This window comes from Streptomyces sp. NPDC002520 (assembly GCF_053595235.1).
Map to the genome: position 1 here is coordinate 42783 of NZ_JBSFXG010000017.1, position 20995 is coordinate 63777.

Below are 20995 nucleotides of genomic sequence, written 5' to 3' on the forward strand. Positions count from 1 at the left end.
CGGTCTCATTCGACAGGAACCCCATGAGCGACATTTCCCCCAACGGCTTCGAGCTTGTGCGGCGTGGGTACGACCGCGCTCAGGTGGACGAACACATCGCCCGGCTGCGCTCCCGGCACGACGAGGCCACCTCGCGCGTCACCGCTCTGGAGAAGCGCATCGAGGAGCTGCACCTCGAGACGCAGAACGCCCAGGCCCAGGTGACCGACGCGGAGCCGTCGTACGCCGGTCTCGGCGCGCGGGTCGAGAAGATCCTGCGTCTCGCCGAGGAAGAGGCGAAGGATCTGCGTGAGGAGGCGCGGCGCGCGGCCGAGCAGCACCGCGAGCTCGCCGAGTCGGCCGCCCAGCAGGTCCGCAACGACGCCGAGTCGTTCGCCGCCGAGCGCAAGTCCAAGGCCGAGGACGAGGGCGTCCGGATCGTCGAGAAGGCCAAGGGCGAGGCCTCCCAGCTGCGTGCCGACGCGCAGAAGGACGCGCAGTCGAAGCGGGAGGAGGCGGACGCCCTCTTCGAGGAGACCCGCGCCAAGGCCGCGCAGGCCGCCGCCGACTTCGAGACGAACCTGGCCAAGCGCCGCGAGCAGTCCGAGCGCGACCTGGCGTCGCGCCAGGCCAAGGCCGAGAAGCGTCTCGCCGAGATCGAGCACCGCGCCGAGCAGCTGCGCCTGGAGGCCGAGAAGCTGCGCACCGACGCCGAGCGCCGCGCCCGCCAGACGGTGGAGACGGCCCAGCGCCAGGCCGAGGACATCGTGGCCGACGCCAACGCCAAGGCCGACCGCATCCGCTCGGAATCGGAGCGCGAGCTGGCGGCGCTCACCAACCGCCGCGACAGCATCAACGCCCAGCTGACGAACGTCCGCGAGATGCTCGCCACGCTGACCGGCGCGGCCGTCGCCGCCGCCGGTGCGCCCGGCGACGACGAGCCGGTTTCCCGTGGGGTTCCGGCGCAGCAGACCCGGTAACGCCTCGACGTACGGCCGCTGAGCGAGTCGAAGCCCCCTGTCCCAAGTGGCAGGGGGCTTTGTCCCGTTCTAGCGTGGCCGCATGATCGAGCTGGAGGGGCTGACCAAGCGGTACGGCGAGACGGTCGCGGTGGACCGGCTCAGCTTCGCGGTCACGCCGGGCATCGTGACCGGGTTCCTCGGCCCCAACGGGGCGGGGAAGTCCACCACCATGCGCATGATCCTCGGGCTCGACCACCCCACCGCCGGTGACGTCCGGATCGACGGCAAGCACTACGACCAGCTCGAGGACCCGCTGACGTACGTCGGCGCCCTGCTGGACGCCAAGGCCGTGCACGGCGGCCGCAGTGCCCACAACCACCTGCTGTGCCTGGCGCAGAGCAACGGCATCCCCAGCCGCAGGGTGGGCGAGGTGCTGGACACGGTGGGGCTCACGACGGTGGCGCGGAAGAAGGCCAAGGGCTTCTCCTACGGAATGGGGCAGCGGCTCGGCATCGCGGCCGCGCTCCTCGGGGACCCGCGGATCCTGATGTTCGACGAGCCGGTCAACGGGCTGGACCCGGAGGGCATCCACTGGATCCGCACCCTGATGAAGTCGCTGGCGGCGCAGGGCCGGACCGTGTTCGTGTCGAGCCATCTGATGAGCGAGATGGCTCTGACCGCCGATCACCTGGTGGTCATCGGGCAGGGCCGGCTGCTCGCGGACACCTCGATGGCCGACTTCATCCGCGCGAACTCGCGCTCGTACGTCCGGGTCCGCTCGCCGCAGCGCGAGCGGCTGCTCGACGTGCTGCACGCGGACGGGATCACCGTCGTGGAGGCGGGCGGCGGTGCGCTGGAGATGGAGGGCGGCAAGGCGGAGCGGATCGGGGAGCTGGCCACGCGCCACGGGATCGTGCTGCACGAGCTGAGTCCGCAGCAGGCCTCGCTGGAGGAGGCGTTCATGCGGCTGACCGCGGAGTCGGTGGAGTACCACGCGCACACCGGGCCCGCTCCGGTCCCCCGGGACTGGGGCGCCGACTGGAAGGGGGCCTGAGCCATGGCGGCCGTGCAGGTGATCCGGTCCGAGTGGACGAAGATCAGGTCCGTGGCGTCGACGGTGTGGACGCTGTCCCTGGCGCTGGTGGTGACCGTCGGCCTCGGGGTGCTGATCTCGGCGCTGTCGAAGAGCCAGTACGGCGACTTGCCGGTGCGGGAACGGCTCGACTTCGATGCCACGGTGATCAGCTTCGCGGGCATGACCCTGGGTCAGCTCGCCATGATCGTGTTCGGGGTGCTGGTCGTCTCGAACGAGTACAGCACCGGCATGATCCGCGTCTCGCTCGCCGCCGTACCGCGCCGCGGCACCTTCCTGTTCTGCAAGATCGCCGTGGCCGCCGCGCTGGCCCTGCTCGTGGGCATGGTCACCAGCTTCGCCGCGTTCTTCCTCGGGCAGGCCGCGCTCGGCCCGCTGCGGACGGACCTCGGGCAGACCGGGGTGCTGCGCGCGGTGATCGGCGGCGGGCTGTACATGACCCTGATCGCGGTGTTCTCCATGGGCGTCGCCGCGATGCTGCGCTCGCCGATGCTCTCGCTCGGCATCCTGATGCCGTTCTTCTTCCTGATCTCCAACATCCTCGGCAACGTCGACGCGACGAGGAAGATCGGCCGCTTCCTGCCGGACCAGGCGGGCAGCCGGATCATGCAGGTGGTGCCGAGGATCGGCGACGACACTCCGTACGGCCCGTGGGGCGGGCTCGGGATCATGGCGCTGTGGGTGATCGCGGCGGTGGCGGGCGGGTACGTCCTGCTGAGGCGGCGGGACGCCCAGTGAGGCCACGCTCACGGCCCATGCCCACGGCCCCGGTCCACGCCCCATGTTCACGTTCCGCGACCCTCTGGCTTTACTTTCTTTTGAGCGGAACCGTCAGCGCCCGGATATCCTCCTAACCCTTACGGGGGCGTGTGCCCCGCTGTCCTGAACCTTTCGATGGGTGCGGAGCATGATCGAGGCTGCAGGCCTGACCAAGCGCTACGGCGACAAGACCGCCGTGTACAACCTTTCCTTCCAGGTGCGGCCCGGCGCCGTGACCGGCTTCCTCGGGCCCAACGGCTCGGGCAAGTCGACGACCATGCGGATGATCCTCGGACTGGACAACCCGACCTCCGGCACGGTGACCATCGGTGGCTACCCGTACCGCAAGCTGCCCAACGCCCCGCGCCAGGTCGGTGCGCTGCTCGACGCCAAGGCGGTGCACGGTGGCCGGTCCGCCCGCAACCACCTGCTGAGCCTCGCCCAGCTGTCCGGCATCCCGGCCCGGCGCGTGGACGAGGTGCTCGGGGTCGTGGGCCTCCAGGGCGTGGCGAGGAAGCGCTCCAAGGGCTTCTCCCTCGGTATGGGCCAGCGCCTCGGCATCGCCGCCGCCCTGCTCGGCGACCCTCAGGTGCTGCTCTTCGACGAGCCGGTCAACGGCCTCGACCCCGAGGGCATCCTGTGGGTCCGCAACCTGATGAAGGCGCTGGCCGCCGAGGGCCGCACGGTCTTCGTCTCCTCGCACCTGATGAGCGAGATGGCGCTGACCGCCGACCATCTGATCGTGATCGGGCGCGGACAGCTTCTGGCCGACATGAGTGTGAAGGAGTTCATCTCGGCCAACTCCGCAGACTTCGCGCGCGTGCGCACCCCGGACACCGAGCCGCAGCAGCGCGAGAAGCTGACCGTCGCGCTCACCGAGGCGGGCGGCCATGTGATGCCGGAGCAGGACGGCGCGCTGCGCGTGACCGGGCTGCCGCTGCCCCGCATCAGCGACCTCGCGCATGAGTCGGACGTCCGGCTGTGGGAGCTGTCGCCGCACCAGGCCTCGCTGGAGGAGGCGTACATGCGCATGACGCAGGGCGCCGTCGACTACCGCTCCACCATCGACCAGAAGAGCGGCCTCCAGCAGCCGCTGCCGCCCGGCGCCCAGCCGCCCATGCCGGTCCCCGGCCAGGGCCAGCCGGGCTGGTACGCCCCGCCGCCGCCCCAGCAGGACGGCCGGCCGTACGCGCCGCAGGGCGCGCCCGCGGCTCTGTACGGCGGTGCGCCCGTGGGCGCGTACGGCGCTCCCGGCGCGGGCGCCCCGAACCCGTACGCCGCGCCCGCCGCGCAGCCCCAGCAGCCTCCGATGGCCGCCGCTCCCCCGGCACAGCCGCCGGCCGCCGCCCCCGCCTCCGACCTGACCAAGCCCGAGGACGCCCGATGAGCACCCACCAGCCCCCGATGCCGGGGGCCCCCTCCGCCGCCCCCGCATCCGACTGGCAGGCGGCGCCCGGCGGTTCGTACCCCGGCTACAACTCGCCGATCCCGGTCGTGCGCACCCACCTCGGCTACGCGCTGGCCTCGGAGTGGACGAAGATCAAGTCGGTGCGTTCGACGATGTGGACGCTCGGCGTGTTCGTGCTGCTCGTGATCGGCATCGGCCTGCTGGCCGGTGTGGCGGTCCGCGGCTCCAGCTCCGACCTGGGCGGCCAGAGCCCGCTGACCCTCGGCTTCTTCGGCGTGCTGGTCGGCATGATGTGCGTCATCACGCTCGGCGTGCTGACCACGGCCTCCGAGTACGGCACGGGCATGATCCGTACGACGATGACCGCGTGCCCGAGCCGGGGCCGGGTGCTGGCCGCGAAGTCGATCGTGTTCTTCGTCATCGCCTTCGTCGTGACGCTGGTGACCGTGTCGTTCGTGGCGATGGTGCACGCGTCGATGCTCAAGGACCACGGCGCGCGCACCCCGTCCAGCGGCGAGTGGATGAAGGCCACGGTCGGCATCAGCCTCTACATCGCGCTGCTCGGCCTGATCTCGCTGCTCATCGGGTCGATCATCCGGCACTCGGCCGGCGCCATCACGATCATGATCGGCACGGTGCTCGCCCCGCTGGTGATCGCGCTGTTCATGAACGCGTCCTCGCTGGAGAAGGTGCAGAAGGCGCTGCTCGAGTACTCGATCCCGAGCCAGATGGGCGTCTTCTACGACAACACCCTGAGCCAGTCAGGACCGACGGGCTGGGACCCGCTGTGGATCATCCTGGGTGTGACGGCGGCGGCCTACGCGGGCGCCTACGCGCTGCTGGAGAGCCGGGACGTGTAGCCCGCGCCGGCCTTCAGAACTTCGGCGCGTTACGGGGCCGCTGCACCCGCGTGGTGCGGCGGTCCTTCGCGTTCCAGCACGCCTTGTGCCAGTGCCGGCGGTCGTCGACGCCCGCGTGCTCCGGCCAGGCCACCACGTGCGGGACACCGGAGGGGATCAGCTGGTCGCAGCCGGGGCAGCGGTACGTCTTGCCCTCCGCGCTCGCCCCGGCGACATGGCGCACGCTCCACTCCTCGCCCTGCCAGCTCTCCGTGGACTGCCAGCCGCCGTAGCGGCCGGCCGAGTCGTCCTCGGCGCTCCGGCCGGACGAGCCGGCTGCCTTCGGTCGGTTGTGACGCGGGGACACGGGACACCTCTCGGGGCTGATACAGGAAGCACGGGCTGCATCCAGCGTACGCGGCGCCTCCAGGGGTACGCGTAGGGAACCAACCCGTACAAGTCCCCTTCAGGGGCGACCGATTCTGCAGACAATCCGCAAATCTCCCCGTCAAGCCGTGTCCTGGGCACGTGTCAGACGGTTATGCCGGGCGGGGGAGCTCCGGTCGGAGCCAAGGAAGCAGGAAAAGCGATGCACGTGGGAAGTTTTGTGCTGGCGGCCCAGTTCCCGGGCCAGGGTCCCGGGGAGGCACTGCACCGCGCGGTCCGCTCGGCGGAGGTCGCCGAGGAGGCCGGGCTGGACGCGGTATGGCTGGCCGAGCACCACTTCGTACCGTACGGCACCTGTCCGTCCGCGGTCACCCTGGCCGCCCTGCTGCTCGGCCGCACCCGCCGCATCCGCGTCGGCACGGCGGTCAGCGTGCTGCCCACCGCGCACCCCGTCGCCCTCGGCGAACAGGCCGCGCTGCTGCACCTGACCAGCGGCGGACGGTTCACGCTGGGCGTGGGGCGCGGCGGGCCGTGGGTGGACCTGGAGGTGTTCGGCGCGGGACTCGGTGCGTACGAACACGGATTCCCCGAATCCCTCGATCTGTTGGTCCGCTGGCTGCGCGAACCGGCGGTGTCGGCCTCGGGCGAGCGGTACTCCTTCCGCGAGGTGCCCGTCGTACCGCGTCCCTCGGAGGCGCTGTCGGAGACCCCGGGGCCCGAGGTCGTCGTCGCCTGCACCTCGCCGGCGAGCGTGCGGCTGGCCGCCGAGCGCGGGCTGCCGATGCTCCTGGGGATGCACGTCGGGGACGAGGAGAAGGCCGAGATGGTCGCCCTGTGGCGGCGCTCCGCGCGGGAGTCGGGCCGGCCGGCCGAGGAGATCGCGGGCGCCGCGCACGTCTCGGCGGGCGTCTGCCAGCTCGCCGACCGGCGCACCGACGCGGAGGAGACCCTGCTGAAGGCGATGCCGAGTTGGCTCAAACAGGGCCTGGACGCGCATGTGACGGTCGACGGACGGGTGCGCGCGATGCGCGACCCGGTCGCCTACACCGAACTGCTCTGCGGGCTGCACCCGGTGGGCACACCGCGGCTGGCCGCCGACCGGCTCGCGGCCACCTCCGAGCGCACCGGCATCTCCCGCTTCGCCCTGCTGACCGAGGGTTCGGGCGACCTCGCGGCGACGGAGGAGAACCTGCGGCGCCTCGGCACCGAGGTACTGCCCCAGCTGCGTTGACCGGCGCCGGCTCCCTGCCGCCGGGGGGCTTGCCGCCCCAGTACTGAATGCACCTCCCGCGGGTGGAGCGGCAAGCAAGCGGCTCACTGGATCGCGGACCGGGACTGCCTCAGCAGTCCCGGAACTCCGGCGACTGGTTCAGCAACTGGCTGCGCACCGAGGTGAAGCGGGCCAACGTCTCGTCCACCGAGGCGTCCGGCGGGAAGACCGCCACCCGGTGGCAGTTCTGGAAGGCCAGCCGCACACCGAAGTGCCGCTGCAGCGCGCCGCGTATGGCGTCACTCGCGAGTGCGCGCAGCAGCTGGCCACGCGCCTGCTCGTCCGGCGGGGGCGTCTGGTTGTCGGCGAAGGCTCCGCCGTCCACCTTCAGCTGGGCCACCAGGGAGCTGATCATCTCCCATGCATAGGGCAGGGAGGTCCGGACGCAGTCGACGAACGCTGCGTCGTCGACCTCGCCTCGCTCGGCCTGTTCGAGTAGGGCCGGTGAGACGTCGAGCGACATGGGTTCTCCTCTCGCACCCCCGTGGAGCAGGGGTTGCCGGACAGGTAAGGGAGATCGCGAAGTCGAACACGCTCAGTACACGGGGCGCGACCTCCCGTTCCTACGGTAGGCAACGGTCGGTGACCACACCAGCAGATTGCGTATATGGAACGATCCCTTTGCGCCCACAATCGGCCACGGAGAAACAAGAGTTTCCAGGGATGAATGGGGTGACTCCGTGTGCCTCCGGGGTGGGTGAGAGGTGGAGCGGGGCGGGCGAATCGCGTGCACCCGTGTGCGTCGAGTAGCGTTGCCGACCATGCGTCTCGTCATTGCCCGATGCTCGGTCGACTACGCCGGCCGGCTCACCGCCCACCTGCCCTCGGCGCCCCGCCTGATCCTGGTCAAGGCGGACGGCAGCGTCTCCATCCACGCGGACGACCGGGCCTACAAGCCCCTCAACTGGATGTCGCCGCCCTGCACACTGAAGGAGGGCACCGGCGAGGACGAGGGCGTCTGGACCGTCATCAACAAAGCGGGCGAGAAACTGATCATCACGATGGAGGAGATCCTCCACGACTCCTCGCACGAACTCGGCGTGGACCCGGGGCTGATCAAGGACGGCGTGGAAGCGCACCTCCAGGAACTGCTCGCCGACCGCATCGAGACGCTGGGCGAGGGCTACACCCTCATCCGCCGCGAGTACATGACCGCGATCGGCCCGGTCGACATCCTCTGCCGGGACGCGGACGGCGGGACGGTCGCCATCGAGATCAAGCGCCGCGGCGAGATCGACGGTGTGGAGCAGCTCACCCGCTACCTCGACCTGCTGAACCGGGACCCCCATCTCGCCCCCGTCCGCGGCGTCTTCGCGGCCCAGGAGATCAAGCCCCAGGCCCGCGTCCTCGCCACCGACCGCGGCATCGACTGCCAGATCCTCGACTACGACGCCCTCCGGGGCATCGAGGACGACAAGCTCCGCCTGTTCTGACGGGACCGCTCCGACAAGGGGCCGGGCCGGTGCTCGATCGCACCGGCCCGGCCCCTTCGTCGCCTTGCCGCCCTACATCACCGGTCCGCCGGCGGACGGTGCGCCCGCCGAGCTGCTCGACGCCGCCGGGGAGCCGGAGGCCGGGCCGCTGGCCGAGGTGCTGCTGGCCGGGGAGGAGGACTGGCTCGACGACGGCGGGGGAGAAGAACTCGGCGGGCTGGAGGAGGAGGACGACGAGCTGGGGTGCGGGGTCGACGAGGGCGTTCCGGTCGCAGGCGGCGTGCTCGGGTGGGTCGGCCTCGACGTGGAGGGGGTCGGCGTCGTGGCTCCGCCGCCCGTGCTCCGCGTGGCGGAAGGGCTCGCCGACGGGGCGGTCGGGCTCGGGGCGTCCGTCGTGCCGTCCGGGCCGGGGCTGGTCGGGCTGCCGGAGGCCGTGCCGGTGCCGCCGGGGTTGCCGCCGGTACCGGCCGGATCGGTGCCGGGTGTGCCGTCGCCCGGGCCCTGGGAGGCCGACGGCGTGGCGTCGACGTTGCCGGCCGGGTCCTTGTCCACGCTCTCGTGGGACGTCATGCCGAGGGTGATCACCGTGCCCAGTACGGCGACCAGCAGCGCACCCGACCCGGCCGCCACCAGGTTGCGCCGGGCCATGCGGCGGATCCCGCCCCGGGACTCGGCGGCCGGAGTCCTGGACGAGACCAGGGTCTCGTCGGCGCCGTACGCCGGGAAGGAGGCGTCGTACGCCGGGAAGGAAGAGCCGCCCGGCGGTGACGCGGGCTGGGCGAGGCGCGCGGCGGGCACGTCGTCCGGCGAGGACGACACCACACCGGGCACGTCCCCCGCGAGGTCGGCGACCAGGGCCAGGGCGCGCCGGCCCGACACGGCACCCCGCTTGTCGGCGAGCGCACCCCGCAGCCCGTTCGCGGCCTCCAGTTCGGCACGCGCCCGGTCCAGTTGGCCGCCGCACAGCGCGAGAATGCCCAACTCGTGGTGGAAATAAGCCTGTTCGGACACCTCGCCGGCCAGCCGGGAGGCCTCCGCACCGGAGCGCAGCGCACGCTCCCACGCGCCCCAGTGCAGCCCCGCGGCGAAGGCGGGCGCGGCCGTACGGGCCAGGTGCACCGCGGGGGCCTCCTCGCCCTCGACGGGAGCCGTCGTCGCCGGCACCACCATCGCGAGCGCGGCCAGCACCGCGTCCGCCTCGGCGGACACCCGCTCGGGGGTCACCGAGGGGTGCCCGGCCCACCAGGCGTAGTGCCGGGCCGCGGTGAGAGCCCGCTCGGCCGCGTCGCTGTCGTACCCGGCGGCCTCCAGCTGGGTGCGCACACCGGCCGCGAGGCGGTAGCGGGAGCCGACCGGGGAGACCAGTCCGCAGCCGGCGAGTTCGCCGAGCGCGGCGTCCGCGTGGGTGTCGCCGATCAGCGCCGGCAGATGCGCCTGGTGCGGCACCTCACCGCCGAGGGCGACGGCGAAGCGCAGCGTGTCGCGCGCACTGGTGCTGAGCCGGGAGGCGAGCAGCGGGGCGGGCGCGGCGGCATCCCCGAGGGAGGGCAGCGGGACCTCCGGGGCCCCGCCGGCGGCGAAGGGCGCGTCGTACGGCACCTCGAACCCCGCGTCGGCGGCGGGCCGTACGTCCTCGAAGACGCCGTACTCGTCCACCGCCCCGGTGCTGGCGCGCAGCAGGTCGTGCTGGCGCAGCAGCGCGCCGGCCTGGACGAAGCGCAGGGGCAGGCCCTCGGACTCGAACCACAGGTCGCCGGCCCAGTTGGCCTCCTCCTCGGTGAGGACCCGGCCGACGACCCGCTCCAGGATCTCCACGCCGGCCGCACGGTCCAGGCCGCCGAGGAAGACCTCCTCGATCTCGGACTCGGCGGAGGGCGCGGGGACGTCCGGGGTGGCGCCGAACAGGAACGCGCACTCGGGGGTGGCGTCGAGCAGCTCCTCGAGGGCGCCTGCGCCGAACTCGATGTCGTCCACCACCACGACGGCGCCGATCGCCTGGACCAGGCCGAGCAGTTCGTCCGGTCCGGGGCGGTGGTGCTCGGCGTCGTAGACGGTGTGGAAGAGGTCCTGGAGGAGGTCCTCGGCGGTGCGGTGGAAGCCGGAGAGCCGGACCACACCGTCGGGGGCGAGGTCCACGCAGTCCTCGGCGACGAGGTCGAGCAGGGCGCTGCGGCCGGAGCCGCCGGGGCCGGTGAGGCGGACGGAGCGGCCGCGGGCCAGCAGCCGGACCAGGCGCTCGCGTTCGTCCTGGCGTTCCAGCAGGGACAGCGCGGGCCGGGACGGGCCGGGCGGCACGGGCGGGCGGGCGGCACGCTCGGCCTCGGCGCGCTCCTCGGCGGTGCGCTTGCGGTGCCCTTCGGTGCGCCGGTGCGGCGGGCAGGGCTCGATCTCGCTGCCGTCCACGGGGTTGACGGTCAGCAGGAAGTCGCCGGAGACCACCGCCACCGTGCGGGCGGGGCCCGGCGTGCTGCTCTGGCCGAAGTCGGAGGTGAGAGATTCCCGGGCCGGGCGGCGGTGCGACGCCTGGCCGTGCTCCTCGGGTCCCGGAGTCATCGGGTCCATTGATTCAAGCCCCCAAAAGCGTTGTGTGCCTGGTGTCGACCCCTCCCGGCCGGCTGCACACCGCGCTGTCGCTTATGGTCCGGGCCCGCTCGAGGGTTGCAGGGCAGCGGGCGACCGAACCCTAAACCTTGGCACAGTATCCACGACAGGGCGGGGTGCCGCGCGGCCCGAGACGTCACGGTCCGGCGAGGATTGCCCTCGACGCACGGTTCGGCGGCTGTGTCCCCGTCTTCCCCGTCGCCCGGTCCACCCCCGTCACCCGGTCCACCCCCGTCGTCCGCGCGACGGCGGCACCGGCCGGCGTCGGGACCACTCGGTGGCCGGATCACCGCTGCGCGGCGATCACACCCGGGGCAGCGACTCGACCCCGATGCCGCCCTCGATGGCGAGGATGCGGTGCAGCCGGGTGGCGACGAGGAGGCGCTGCATCTGCAGCGGGACCCCGCGCAGCACCAGGCGGCGCCCGCAGCGGCCGGCCCGCCGGTGGGCACCCATGATCACCCCGAGCCCGGTGGCGTCCCAGGAGTCCAGTTCGGACAGGTCGAGCACCAGGTCGCCGACTCCGGTGTCGACGGCCGAGTGCAGGGCCGTACGGGCGTCCGCGGCGCTGCGCACGTCGAGGCGGCCCCCGACGACCAGCTCGGCGTGGTCGCCCCTGATGTACATATGCGCTCCCCGTTGAGTGCGTGTGGCGTACTCCGTGACGGTGCTGTGCAACGTCTGACTGTGCGAGTGGCAGAGCGGTTGCTGCTTGTAAGCGAACCGATACCGAATTCACCCCCGGGAGTGACACTCCCGGGGTGGGTGTCCGAACCTGTGCGGATCAGTACGTGTAGAAGCCCTGCCCGCTCTTGCGGCCGATGTCACCGGCGTCCACCATCCGGCGCATCAGCTCCGGCGGGGCGAACTTCTCGTCCTGGGACTCGGTGTAGATGTTGCTGGTGGCGTGCAGCAGGATGTCCACGCCGGTGAGGTCCGCGGTGGCCAGCGGGCCCATGGCGTGCCCGAAGCCCAGCTTGCAGGCGAGGTCGATGTCCTCGGCCGTCGCGACACCGGACTCGTACAGCTTGGTGGCCTCGACGACGAGCGCGGAGATGAGCCGGGTGGTCACGAACCCGGCGACGTCGCGGTTGACGACGATGCAGGTCTTGCCGACGGACTCGGCGAACTCCCGTGCGGTGGCGAGGGTTTCGTCGCTGGTCTTGTAGCCGCGGACGAGCTCGACGAGCTGCATCATCGGGACCGGCGAGAAGAAGTGCACACCGACGACCCGCTCGGGGTGCTCGGTGGCCGCCGCGATCTTGGTGATCGGGATGGCGGAGGTGTTGGAGGCGAGCACGGCGTCCGGGCGCACGATCTTGTCGAGCGCGCGGAAGATCTCGTGCTTGACCTCCAGCTTCTCGAAGACGGCCTCCACGACGATGTCGGCGTCGGCGGCGGCGTCCAGGTCGGTGGTCGCGGTGATGCGGGCCAGGGAGGCTTCGGCGTCCTCGGCCGTCATCCTCCCCTTGCTCACGAACTTGTCGTACGAGGCCTTGATGCCGTCGGTGCCACGTTCGAGCGCCTCGTCGGTGACGTCCCGCAGAACGACTTCCCAGCCCGCCTGCGCGGCGACCTGAGCGATCCCGGATCCCATGAGTCCGGCCCCGATGACGGCAAGCTTCCGTGCCACTCGACTCCCCTTACGCGCTGTTTACGGTTGCCTCTTCGGCGGACCCTAGCGCTCACGCGACTTCTTGAGGACCGTAAGTAATGCGTGTCACGGTCTCAGGGCGTGAGACACCGGTCACGTCCCGTGCGGCGGGCTCGGCACCCCTCCCGCGGGCAGCCGGGGCGGGATCGCGGCCACGCGGGCCGAGGGGCGAATTCCGTGCGGGCCCGGGCCGGTTGGTGCTTTCCGGAGCGGCTGACACCGAGGTGGGTGTTCCGCCCGGCCGGGATGTAACTACGCTGGTCACATGGTCAATCTGACGCGCATCTACACGAGGACCGGCGACAAGGGCACCACCAGCCTCGGCGACATGAGCCGGGTCGCCAAGACCGATCTGCGGATCTCCGCGTACGCGGACAGCAACGAGGCCAACGCGGTGATCGGTACCGCGCTCGCGCTGGGCGGGCTGGACGAGCAGGTCGTCGCGGTGCTCACCCGGGTCCAGAACGACCTGTTCGACGTGGGCGCGGACCTGTCGACGCCGGTGGTCGAGAACCCGGAGTTCCCACCCCTGCGGGTCGAGCAGTTCTACGTCGACCGGCTGGAGGCGGACTGCGACCGCTTCAACGAGCAGCTGGAGAAGCTGCGCTCCTTCATCCTGCCCGGAGGGACGCCGGGCGCGGCCCTGCTGCACCAGGCCTGCACGGTCGTACGCCGGGCCGAGCGCTCCACCTGGGCGGCCCTGGAGGTCCACGGCGAGACGATGAACCCCCTCACCGCGACCTACCTCAACCGCCTGTCCGACCTGCTGTTCATCCTGGCGCGGATCGCCAACAAGGAGGTCGGGGACGTGCTGTGGGTGCCGGGCGGGGAGCGTTAGCCCTCGTCACAAACGCCGGTAGACGTCCCTGCGGTGCCCTACCTCGACCACGAGGATGACGAGCTTGCCGTCGTCGATCAGGTAGGCGATCCGGTACGCGCCGACACACAGACGGGACAAGCCGTCGTGTCCGGACAGCTTCTTGACGTCGGCGTCGTCACGGTAGGGGTCGTCACCCAGGCGGCTGAGCGCGTGGAGGATACGCAGCGCTGTCGTCCGGTCGATCGTCCGGAGCCGGCGGCGGTACACGGACCTGATGTACGCGGCCGTCCCGTACGGCCGTCCCGCCTCCGCCCGGCGCATACCCTGGATCACCGGGATGCTGACGGTGCTCGGCGGGGTGGTGCCCGCCGCCGTGTGGCGCGATCCGCAGGGTCTGCTGATCGGGGTGGGCGTCGGCGTGGTGGCGTTCGCGCCGGCCGCCACCGGATGGGTGACGCAACCACCGGGACGCCGCCGAGGCCGCCCGACTGCGGGCCCAACAGACCGCGCTGCCCACGGAGATGGACCGGACGCAGGCGGTCACGGCCGAACGGGCTCGCATGGCCAGGGAGTTGCACGACAACGCCGAGATCGCGGGGCGGCCGGAGATGGCGGAGGGCACCGTGAAGACGCACGTCAGCCGTCTGCCGGCCAAGCTGGAGCTGCGCAGTCGGGTCCAAGCCTCCGTGCTGGCAAAGGAGTTGGGGATCAGCTCGAACTAGAGAACAACTGGTCCAGACCTATTGACCGATGGTCCAGACCTTTCTATTCTCGCGGCACTGTGGGCGTGAAGGCTCAGTCATGCCCCTGACACCCCCGATATGTGAGGGAGGCGCTCCATGCGCTTCAGACACAGAGCCGCGGCAGGGTTCGCGACCCTGTTGCTCCCCCTGGCCGGCCTGGTCGGACTCGCGGAACCCGCCCATGCCGCGACGACCGCCACCGCCTCCTACGCCAAGACCCAGGACTGGGGAACCGGCTTCGAGGGCAAGTGGACCGTCAAGAACACCGGCACCACGGCCATCAGTTCCTGGACGATCGAGTGGGACTTCCCCTCCGGTACGTCCGTCACCTCGGCCTGGGACGCGGACGTCACCAGTTCCGGCACCCACTGGACCGCCAGGAACAAGTCCTACAACGGCTCCATAGCCCCGGGCGCCACCGTCTCCTTCGGCTTCAACGGCGCGGGCCCCGGCTCGCCCTCCAACTGCAAGCTCAACGGCGACAGTTGTGACGGCACCACGGTTCCCGGCGACGCCGCCCCCTCCGCGCCCGGCACCCCGACCGCCTCCGGCATCACCGACACCTCGGCGAAGCTGTCCTGGTCGGCCGCCACCGACGACAAGGGCGTCAAGAACTACGACGTCCTGCGCGACGGCGCCAAGGTCGCCACCGTGACGACGACCTCGTACACGGACACCGGTCTGACCGCCGGCAGCGACTACTCCTACACCGTGCAGGCCCGCGACACCGCCGACCAGACCGGACCGGTCAGCGGAGCGGTCGCCGTGCACACCACCGGCGGCGGCACCAACCCTCCCCCGGCCACCGGTGACAAGGTCAAGCTCGGCTACTTCACCGAGTGGGGCATCTACGGCCGCAACTACAACGTCAAGAACCTGGTGACGTCCGGCTCGGCCGCCAAGATCACCCACATCAACTACGCCTTCGGCAACGTCACGGGCGGCCAGTGCGCCATCGGCGACTCCTACGCCGACTACGACAAGGCGTTCACCGCGGACCAGTCGGTCAGCGGCGTCGCCGACACCTGGGACCAGCCCCTGCGCGGCAACTTCAACCAGCTGCGCGAGCTGAAGGCCAAGTACCCGAACATCAAGGTGCTGTGGTCCTTCGGCGGCTGGACCTGGTCCGGCGGCTTCGCCCAGGCGGCGGCCAACCCGACCGCCTTCGCGCAGTCCTGCTACAACCTGGTCAAGGACCCGCGCTGGGCCGATGTCTTCGACGGCATCGACATCGACTGGGAGTACCCGAACGCCTGCGGCCTGTCCTGTGACACCAGCGGTGCGGCGGCCTTCAAGAACCTGATGTCCGCGCTGCGCGCCAAGTTCGGCTCGAACAACCTGGTCACCGCGGCGGTCACCGCGGACGGCTCCTCCGGCGGCAAGATCGACGCGGCCGACTACGCGGGCGCGGCCCAGTCCGTCGACTGGTACAACGTGATGACGTACGACTTCTTCGGCGCGTGGGCGGCGCAGGGCCCGACGGCCCCGCACTCCCCGCTCACCTCGTACAGCGGCATCCCGACCGCCGGCTTCACCACGGCGGACGCGATGGCCAAGTTCAAGGCGAAGGGTGTCCCCGCGAGCAAGCTGCTCATCGGCATCGGCTTCTACGGCCGCGGCTGGACCGGTGTCACCCAGGACGCCCCGGGCGGCACGGCCACGGGACCGGCGGCCGGCACCTACGAGCAGGGCATCGAGGACTACAAGGTGCTCAAGTCGTCCTGCCCGGCCACCGGCACGATCGCCGGCACGGCCTACGCGCACTGCGGCAGCAACTGGTGGTCGTACGACACTCCCGCCACCATCAACAGCAAGATGTCGTGGGCCAAGTCCCAGGGACTGGGCGGCGCGTTCTTCTGGGAGTTCAGCGGTGACACCAGCAACGGTGAGCTGGTGAGCGCCATCAACACCGGGCTGTCGTAAGACGGTTCGGAGGGCCAAGAGGCCCTAAGCGACGTTGACGCGCTGTCCGGGTGGGGCTGCTTCCAGCCACGCGAGAAACCCGGTCAGCGCGTCTTCGCTCATGGCGAGTTCGAGGCGCGTGCCCCGGTGGATACAGGCGAGGATCACCGCGTCGGAGAGCAGCGCCAGTTCCTCCTCGCCCTCGGGAAGCCGGCGGCCGGCCACCTCGATCGTGGCGCGCTCCAGCGTGCGGCGCGGGCGGGGAGCGTAGGAGAAGACGCGGAACCACTCGATGCGGTCGCTGTTGTAGCGGGCGACGCCGTAGCTCCAGCCCTTGCCGTTGGCGTCCGGTCTTTCGGACACGTCCCAGCGCAGCGAGCAGTCGAAGGTGCCGCCCGAGCGCTGGATCAGCCGGCGGCGCAGGCCGAACAGGAACAGTCCCACCACCACGAGCGCGACCACGATTCCGCACACAGTCAGAGCGAGGACCATCGGCACCGACCTCCTCGTCTCCCAGATAGTGGAACTAGGCTCGAACTAGGTAATGGAACGGAAAAAACACCCACATCTGCCTCAGCCGCGGTCGGCACCGGATTGCTCCGGGCCGACCGCGGCTGAGTGACGTCATCACACGGCGCGGTGGATCACCGCGCCGCGGTCGCCGCCCGCAGACGGACGTCGGCGCGGCGTTCCGCCTCCGCGTCGTCCTCCGCCTTCGCGCGCTCGAGCTCGCGCTCGACACGCTGGACGTCGATCTCGTCGGCCAGCTCCGCGATCTCGGCCAGCAGCGACAGCTTGTTGTCCGCGAACGAGATGAAACCGCCGTGCACCGCGGCGACGACCGTTCCACCATCACTCGTACGGATGGTCACCGGGCCCGACTCCAGCACACCGAGCAGCGGCTGGTGACCGGGCATGACGCCGATGTCGCCGGACGTGGTGCGCGCGACGACCAGGGTGGCCTCGCCGGACCAGACCTCTCGGTCGGCCGCGACCAGCGCGACGTGCAGCTCAGCAGCCAAGGTGGCTCCTCGGGTCACCACCCGGCGGTTGTGCCGGGTGTTGGTTACAAGTCTAGTGGGCGTGGATGAGGGGGCGGGACGCGCCCGCCCCCTCACACGAACTCAGAGTGAGTTCAGGAGACGCCCAGCTCCTTGGCGTTGGCCTTGAGGTCCTCAATACCACCGCACATGAAGAACGCCTGCTCGGGGAAGTGGTCGTACTCACCGTCGCAGATCGCGTTGAACGCGGCGATCGACTCGTCGAGCGGCACGTCCGAACCGTCCACGCCGGTGAACTGCTTGGCGACGTGGGTGTTCTGGGACAGGAAGCGCTCCACACGACGGGCACGGTGGACGACGAGCTTGTCCTCCTCGCCCAGCTCGTCGATACCGAGGATCGCGATGATGTCCTGGAGGTCCTTGTACTTCTGCAGGATCGTCTTGACGCGCATGGCGGCGTCGTAGTGGTCCTGCGCGATGTAACGCGGGTCCAGGATGCGGGACGTGGAGTCCAGCGGGTCCACGGCCGGGTAGATGCCCTTCTCGGAGATCGGACGGGAGAGAACCGTCGTCGCGTCGAGGTGGGCGAAGGTGGTGGCCGGGGCCGGGTCGGTCAGGTCGTCCGCGGGGACGTAGATCGCCTGCATCGAGGTGATCGAGTGACCACGGGTCGAGGTGATGCGCTCCTGGAGGAGACCCATCTCGTCGGCCAGGTTCGGCTGGTAACCCACCGCGGAGGGCATACGGCCGAGCAGGGTCGAGACCTCGGAACCGGCCTGCGTGAAGCGGAAGATGTTGTCGATGAAGAACAGCACGTCCTGCTTCTGGACGTCACGGAAGTACTCGGCCATGGTCAGGCCGGCCAGCGCGACGCGCAGACGGGTGCCCGGCGGCTCGTCCATCTGACCGAAGACCAGCGCGGTCTTGTCGATGACGCCGGAGTCCGACATCTCCTCGATCAGGTCGTTGCCCTCACGGGTGCGCTCGCCGACACCGGCGAACACGGAGACACCGTCGTGGTTGTTGGCGACGCGGTAGATCATCTCCTGGATGAGCACCGTCTTGCCGACGCCGGCACCGCCGAACAGACCGATCTTTCCACCCTTGACGTACGGGGTGAGAAGGTCGATGACCTTGACGCCGGTCTCGAACATCTCGGTCTTCGACTCGAGCTCGTCGAAGTTCGGGGCCTTGCGGTGGATGGACCAGCGCTCGCCGTCGTACTTCTCGTCGACGTTCAGCACCTCACCGAGGGTGTTGAACACCTTGCCCTTGGTGAAGTCGCCGACCGGGACGGTGATGCCGTCGCCGGTGTCGGTCACCGGGGACTGGCGGACCAGACCGTCGGTGGGCTGCATGGAGATGGTGCGGACCAGGCCGTCACCCAGGTGCTGGGCGACCTCCAGGGTCAGCGTCTTCTTCTCGCCCGCGTTCGCCGGGTCGGAGACCTCGACGTGCAGCGCGTTGTAGATGTCCGGCATCGCGTCGACGGGGAACTCCACGTCGACGACCGGGCCGATGACCCGGGCGACGCGGCCCGTAGCCGTCGCGGTCTCAACAGTGGTGGTCATTATCGGTCACTCCCCGCGGTCGCGTCGGCCAGGGCGCTCGCGCCACCGACGATCTCGCTGATTTCCTGGGTGATTTCGGCCTGGCGGGCCGCGTTGGCAAGACGGGAGAGCGTGTTGATCAGCTCACCCGCGTTGTCGGTGGCCGACTTCATAGCGCGCCGCGTGGCGGCGTGCTTCGAAGCGGCCGACTGGAGCAGCGCGTTGTAGATACGGCTCTCCACGTAGCGCGGCAGCAGGGCGTCGAGGACGTCCTCCGCCGAGGGCTCGAAGTCGTACAGCGGGAGGATCTCCCCCTGGGGGGCGGCCTCCTCGGCGACCTCTTCGAGGCTGAGCGGCAGCATCTGGGCGCCGAGCGCCGTCTGCGTCATCATCGAGACGAACTCGGTGAAGACGATGTGGAGTTCGTCCACACCACCCTCGGCCGTGTCCTTCTCGATGGCCTCGATCAGGGGCGCCGCGACCTTCTTGGCGTCCGCGTACGTCGGCTCGTCGGTGAAGCCGGTCCACAACTCCGCGATCTTGCGGTCACGGAAGTTGTAGTGGGCGACACCACGCCGGCCGACGATGTACGTGTCGACCTGCTTGCCCTCGCGCTCCAGGCGCTCGGTCAGCTCCTCCGCCGCCTTGATGGCGTTGGAGTTGAAGGCGCCGGCCAGACCGCGGTCGCTCGTGAGGAGCAGAACCGCGGCACGGGCCGGGTTCTCCGCCGCCGTGGTGAGCGGGTGCTTGGTGTTCGAACCCGTACCGACCGCCGTGACCGCGCGCGTCAGCTCGTTCGCGTACGGCGTGGAGGCCCTCACCTTTCGCTGCGCCTTGACGACGCGCGAGGCGGCGATCATCTCCATCGCCTTGGTGATCTTCTTGGTCGCGCTGACGGATCGGATGCGACGCTTGTAGACCCGGAGCTGGGCTCCCATGAGTCAGGTCCCTTCCTTACGTCACTTGGCGGCAGCGGCCGGAGCGTCCTCGCCGAGCAGCTTGCCGTCGGAGGTCTCGAACTGCTTCTTGAAGTCCGCGATGGCGTCGGCCGTGGCCGTCAGCGTGTCGTCGGACATCTTGCCGCCCTCCTTGATGGAGGTCATGAGGCCCTGCTCCTTGCGGTGCAGGTACTCCAGGAGCTCCTTCTCGAAGCGGCGGATGTCGGCGACCGGAACGTCGTCCATCTTGCCGGTGGTGCCGGCCCAGACGGAGACGACCTGGTCCTCGGTGGACATCGGCTGGTACTGAGCCTGCTTCAGCAGCTCGACCATGCGCTGACCACGCTCCAGCTGCGCCTTCGAGGCGGCGTCCAGGTCGGAACCGAAGGCGGCGAACGCCTCCAGCTCACGGAACTGGGCCAGGTCGACGCGGAGACGGCCGGAGACCTGCTTCATCGCCTTGTGCTGCGCGGAACCACCGACTCGGGAGACGGAGATACCGACGTTCAGCGCGGGGCGCTGACCGGCGTTGAACAGGTCCGACTCCAGGAAGCACTGGCCGTCGGTGATGGAGATGACGTTGGTCGGGATGAACGCCGACACGTCGTTGGCCTTGGTCTCGACGATCGGCAGACCGGTCATCGAGCCGGCGCCCATGTCGTCGGAGAGCTTCGCGCAGCGCTCCAGCAGACGGGAGTGCAGGTAGAAGACGTCACCCGGGTAGGCCTCGCGGCCCGGCGGGCGGCGCAGCAGCAGCGACACGGCGCGGTAGGCGTCGGCCTGCTTCGACAGGTCGTCGAAGATGATCAGGACGTGCTTGCCCTCGTACATCCAGTGCTGACCGATGGCCGAGCCGGTGTAGGGCGCCAGGTACTTGAAGCCGGCCGGGTCGGACGCCGGGGCGGCGACGATGGTCGTGTACTCCAGGGCACCGTTCTCCTCCAGCGCGCGGCGCACGCCGGCGATGGTGGAGCCCTTCTGGCCGATGGCGACGTAGATGCAGCGGACCTGCTTCTTCGGGTCGCCCGTGCGCCAGTTGTCGCGCTGGTTGATGATCGTGTCGACAGCCAGGGCGGTCTTGCCGGTCTGGCGGTCACCGATGATCAGCTGACGCTGACCACGGCCGACCGGGGTCATCGCGTCGACGGCCTTGTAGCCGGTCTCCATCGGCTCGTGCACGGACTTGCGCTGCATGACCGTGGGGGCCTGCAGTTCGAGGGCGCGACGACCGCTGGTCTCGATCTCGCCGAGGCCGTCGATCGGGTTGCCGAGCGGGTCGACGACGCGGCCGAGGTAGCCCTCGCCCACCGCGACGGAGAGGACCTCACCGGTGCGCTGCACCGGCTGACCCTCCTCGATGCCGCTGAACTCACCGAGGACGATGGCGCCGATCTCGCGCTCTTCCAGGTTGAGCGCGAGGCCGAGGGTGCCGTCCTCGAACTTCAGAAGTTCGTTGGCCATGGCCGAGGGCAGGCCCTCGACCTTCGCGATGCCGTCGCCGGCAAGGGTGACCGTACCGACCTCCTCGCGCGAGGCCGCGTCCGGCTTGTACGACTGGACAAAGTTCTCCAGCGCGTCCCGGATCTCCTCCGGCCGGATCGTGAGCTCCGCCATCTGGGTTCCCTGCTCTCCTTGTTGGGCCCGAAGTTTCACTTG

Annotated in this window: 21 protein-coding genes and 1 pseudogene; 11 read left to right on the forward strand and 11 right to left on the reverse strand. The window is 70.3% G+C overall.

Annotated features, from left to right (window positions below; translation table 11 throughout):
* Positions 1-23 precede the first annotated feature (23 nt).
* The 5 genes from ACWD5D_RS23580 (at position 24) to ACWD5D_RS23600 (ending at position 5061) form a co-directional block, all read left to right on the forward strand.
* Entirely contained in the window at positions 24-959 is a 936-nt protein-coding gene (locus ACWD5D_RS23580) for a cellulose-binding protein (protein WP_451374712.1), read from the forward strand.
* 82 nt (positions 960-1041) lie between these two features.
* Positions 1042-1995, forward strand: a complete 954-nt coding sequence (locus ACWD5D_RS23585; RefSeq protein ID WP_451374713.1) for an ATP-binding cassette domain-containing protein — start codon at positions 1042-1044, stop codon at positions 1993-1995.
* Positions 1996-1998: 3 nt separating this feature from the next.
* A complete protein-coding gene (locus tag ACWD5D_RS23590) occupies positions 1999-2772 on the forward strand; it encodes an ABC transporter permease (RefSeq protein ID WP_451374714.1) in 774 nt (257 codons plus the stop codon).
* Between the two features lie 169 nt (positions 2773-2941).
* Positions 2942-4180, forward strand: coding sequence for an ABC transporter ATP-binding protein (locus ACWD5D_RS23595; protein ID WP_451374715.1), 1239 nt, complete (start codon positions 2942-2944; stop codon positions 4178-4180).
* Positions 4177-5061, forward strand: coding sequence for an ABC transporter permease (locus ACWD5D_RS23600; protein ID WP_451374716.1), 885 nt, complete (start codon positions 4177-4179; stop codon positions 5059-5061). The genes ACWD5D_RS23595 and ACWD5D_RS23600 overlap by 4 nt, the downstream gene beginning before the upstream one ends.
* A 13-nt stretch (positions 5062-5074) precedes the next feature.
* Here ACWD5D_RS23600 and ACWD5D_RS23605 read toward each other — a convergent pair whose 3' ends face one another.
* Positions 5075-5407, reverse strand: coding sequence for an ATP/GTP-binding protein (locus ACWD5D_RS23605; protein WP_451374717.1), 333 nt, complete (start codon positions 5405-5407; stop codon positions 5075-5077).
* Between the two features lie 222 nt (positions 5408-5629).
* Between ACWD5D_RS23605 and ACWD5D_RS23610 the strand changes: the two genes are divergently transcribed.
* Positions 5630-6658 carry an LLM class flavin-dependent oxidoreductase gene (locus tag ACWD5D_RS23610; protein WP_451374718.1) on the forward strand — a complete coding sequence of 343 codons (1029 nt, stop codon included), beginning with the start codon at positions 5630-5632 and terminating at the stop codon, positions 6656-6658.
* 109 nt (positions 6659-6767) lie between these two features.
* On the opposite strand, the gene ACWD5D_RS23615 is transcribed toward ACWD5D_RS23610, so the two are convergent.
* Positions 6768-7160, reverse strand: a complete 393-nt coding sequence (locus tag ACWD5D_RS23615) for an SCO5389 family protein (RefSeq protein ID WP_451374719.1) — start codon at positions 7158-7160, stop codon at positions 6768-6770.
* Positions 7161-7458: 298 nt separating this feature from the next.
* Here ACWD5D_RS23615 and nucS point away from each other — a divergent pair, with 298 nt between their 5' ends.
* Complete coding sequence (gene nucS / locus ACWD5D_RS23620; RefSeq protein WP_451374720.1) at positions 7459-8130, forward strand: endonuclease NucS; 672 nt, start codon at positions 7459-7461, stop codon at positions 8128-8130.
* Between the two features lie 72 nt (positions 8131-8202).
* Here the strand turns inward: nucS and ACWD5D_RS23625 are convergent, their stop codons facing one another.
* From ACWD5D_RS23625 to ACWD5D_RS23635, 3 genes are all read right to left on the reverse strand, one after another.
* Positions 8203-10692: an ATP-binding protein gene (locus ACWD5D_RS23625; protein ID WP_451374721.1), complete on the reverse strand. Its 2490-nt coding sequence runs from the start codon at positions 10690-10692 to the stop codon at positions 8203-8205.
* Between the two features lie 342 nt (positions 10693-11034).
* On the reverse strand, positions 11035-11358 hold the full coding sequence (locus tag ACWD5D_RS23630; protein ID WP_366012458.1) for an STAS domain-containing protein: 324 nt from the start codon (positions 11356-11358) through the stop codon (positions 11035-11037).
* Between the two features lie 157 nt (positions 11359-11515).
* On the reverse strand, positions 11516-12364 hold the full coding sequence (locus tag ACWD5D_RS23635) for a 3-hydroxyacyl-CoA dehydrogenase family protein (RefSeq protein WP_451374722.1): 849 nt from the start codon (positions 12362-12364) through the stop codon (positions 11516-11518).
* 286 nt (positions 12365-12650) lie between these two features.
* On the opposite strand from ACWD5D_RS23635, the gene ACWD5D_RS23640 reads away from it, so the two are divergent.
* Complete coding sequence (locus ACWD5D_RS23640; protein WP_451374723.1) at positions 12651-13223, forward strand: cob(I)yrinic acid a,c-diamide adenosyltransferase; 573 nt, start codon at positions 12651-12653, stop codon at positions 13221-13223.
* A gap of 6 nt (positions 13224-13229) precedes the next feature.
* On the opposite strand, the gene ACWD5D_RS23645 is transcribed toward ACWD5D_RS23640, so the two are convergent.
* Positions 13230-13526 carry a type II toxin-antitoxin system RelE family toxin gene (locus ACWD5D_RS23645; protein ID WP_451374820.1) on the reverse strand — a complete coding sequence of 99 codons (297 nt, stop codon included), beginning with the start codon at positions 13524-13526 and terminating at the stop codon, positions 13230-13232.
* Between ACWD5D_RS23645 and ACWD5D_RS23650 the strand changes: the two are divergent.
* From ACWD5D_RS23650 to ACWD5D_RS23660, 3 genes and pseudogenes are all read left to right on the forward strand, one after another.
* Positions 13468-13786, forward strand: a pseudogene (locus ACWD5D_RS23650) (two-component sensor histidine kinase); the annotation flags it as partial. The gene ACWD5D_RS23645 and the pseudogene ACWD5D_RS23650 sit on opposite strands and share 59 nt — an antisense overlap.
* A 27-nt stretch (positions 13787-13813) precedes the next feature.
* Positions 13814-13927 carry a LuxR C-terminal-related transcriptional regulator gene (locus tag ACWD5D_RS23655; RefSeq protein ID WP_451374821.1) on the forward strand — a complete coding sequence of 38 codons (114 nt, stop codon included), beginning with the start codon at positions 13814-13816 and terminating at the stop codon, positions 13925-13927.
* A 117-nt stretch (positions 13928-14044) separates the two neighbouring features.
* Positions 14045-15871 carry a glycosyl hydrolase family 18 protein gene (locus ACWD5D_RS23660; protein ID WP_451374724.1) on the forward strand — a complete coding sequence of 609 codons (1827 nt, stop codon included), beginning with the start codon at positions 14045-14047 and terminating at the stop codon, positions 15869-15871.
* A gap of 24 nt (positions 15872-15895) precedes the next feature.
* Here the strand turns inward: ACWD5D_RS23660 and ACWD5D_RS23665 are convergent, their stop codons facing one another.
* The 5 genes from ACWD5D_RS23665 to atpA all read right to left on the reverse strand — a co-directional run bounded on the left by ACWD5D_RS23665 (position 15896) and on the right by atpA (position 20953).
* Positions 15896-16342, reverse strand: a complete 447-nt coding sequence (locus ACWD5D_RS23665) for a DUF2550 domain-containing protein (RefSeq protein ID WP_451374725.1) — start codon at positions 16340-16342, stop codon at positions 15896-15898.
* A gap of 152 nt (positions 16343-16494) precedes the next feature.
* A complete protein-coding gene (locus ACWD5D_RS23670; protein ID WP_451374726.1) occupies positions 16495-16872 on the reverse strand; it encodes a F0F1 ATP synthase subunit epsilon in 378 nt (125 codons plus the stop codon).
* A gap of 113 nt (positions 16873-16985) precedes the next feature.
* On the reverse strand, positions 16986-18422 hold the full coding sequence (atpD, locus tag ACWD5D_RS23675) for a F0F1 ATP synthase subunit beta (RefSeq protein ID WP_451374727.1): 1437 nt from the start codon (positions 18420-18422) through the stop codon (positions 16986-16988).
* Complete coding sequence (locus tag ACWD5D_RS23680; RefSeq protein WP_451374728.1) at positions 18422-19339, reverse strand: F0F1 ATP synthase subunit gamma; 918 nt, start codon at positions 19337-19339, stop codon at positions 18422-18424. The genes atpD and ACWD5D_RS23680 overlap by 1 nt, the downstream gene beginning before the upstream one ends.
* A 21-nt stretch (positions 19340-19360) precedes the next feature.
* Complete coding sequence (gene atpA, locus ACWD5D_RS23685) at positions 19361-20953, reverse strand: F0F1 ATP synthase subunit alpha (protein WP_451374729.1); 1593 nt, start codon at positions 20951-20953, stop codon at positions 19361-19363.
* Between the last annotated feature and the right edge of the window lie 42 nt (positions 20954-20995).

Excerpts from the sequence above, each read along its gene's own strand:
- ACWD5D_RS23580 (WP_451374712.1), top strand. The coding sequence starts at position 24 with ATGAGCGACATTTCCCCCAACGGCTTCGAGCTTGTGCGGCGTGGGTAC.
- ACWD5D_RS23585 (WP_451374713.1), top strand. The coding sequence starts at position 1,042 with ATGATCGAGCTGGAGGGGCTGACCAAGCGGTACGGCGAGACGGTCGCG.
- ACWD5D_RS23590 (WP_451374714.1), top strand. The coding sequence starts at position 1,999 with ATGGCGGCCGTGCAGGTGATCCGGTCCGAGTGGACGAAGATCAGGTCC.
- ACWD5D_RS23595 (WP_451374715.1), top strand. The coding sequence starts at position 2,942 with ATGATCGAGGCTGCAGGCCTGACCAAGCGCTACGGCGACAAGACCGCC.
- ACWD5D_RS23600 (WP_451374716.1), top strand. The coding sequence starts at position 4,177 with ATGAGCACCCACCAGCCCCCGATGCCGGGGGCCCCCTCCGCCGCCCCC.
- ACWD5D_RS23610 (WP_451374718.1), top strand. The coding sequence starts at position 5,630 with ATGCACGTGGGAAGTTTTGTGCTGGCGGCCCAGTTCCCGGGCCAGGGT.
- ACWD5D_RS23615 (WP_451374719.1), bottom strand. The coding sequence starts at position 7,160 with ATGTCGCTCGACGTCTCACCGGCCCTACTCGAACAGGCCGAGCGAGGC.
- nucS (WP_451374720.1), top strand. The coding sequence starts at position 7,459 with ATGCGTCTCGTCATTGCCCGATGCTCGGTCGACTACGCCGGCCGGCTC.
- ACWD5D_RS23625 (WP_451374721.1), bottom strand. The coding sequence starts at position 10,692 with ATGGACCCGATGACTCCGGGACCCGAGGAGCACGGCCAGGCGTCGCAC.
- ACWD5D_RS23630 (WP_366012458.1), bottom strand. The coding sequence starts at position 11,358 with ATGTACATCAGGGGCGACCACGCCGAGCTGGTCGTCGGGGGCCGCCTC.
- ACWD5D_RS23640 (WP_451374723.1), top strand. The coding sequence starts at position 12,651 with ATGGTCAATCTGACGCGCATCTACACGAGGACCGGCGACAAGGGCACC.
- ACWD5D_RS23645 (WP_451374820.1), bottom strand. The coding sequence starts at position 13,526 with ATGCGCCGGGCGGAGGCGGGACGGCCGTACGGGACGGCCGCGTACATC.
- ACWD5D_RS23655 (WP_451374821.1), top strand. The coding sequence starts at position 13,814 with ATGGCGGAGGGCACCGTGAAGACGCACGTCAGCCGTCTGCCGGCCAAG.
- ACWD5D_RS23660 (WP_451374724.1), top strand. The coding sequence starts at position 14,045 with ATGCGCTTCAGACACAGAGCCGCGGCAGGGTTCGCGACCCTGTTGCTC.
- ACWD5D_RS23665 (WP_451374725.1), bottom strand. The coding sequence starts at position 16,342 with ATGGTCCTCGCTCTGACTGTGTGCGGAATCGTGGTCGCGCTCGTGGTG.
- atpD (WP_451374727.1), bottom strand. The coding sequence starts at position 18,422 with ATGACCACCACTGTTGAGACCGCGACGGCTACGGGCCGCGTCGCCCGG.
- ACWD5D_RS23680 (WP_451374728.1), bottom strand. The coding sequence starts at position 19,339 with ATGGGAGCCCAGCTCCGGGTCTACAAGCGTCGCATCCGATCCGTCAGC.
- atpA (WP_451374729.1), bottom strand. The coding sequence starts at position 20,953 with ATGGCGGAGCTCACGATCCGGCCGGAGGAGATCCGGGACGCGCTGGAG.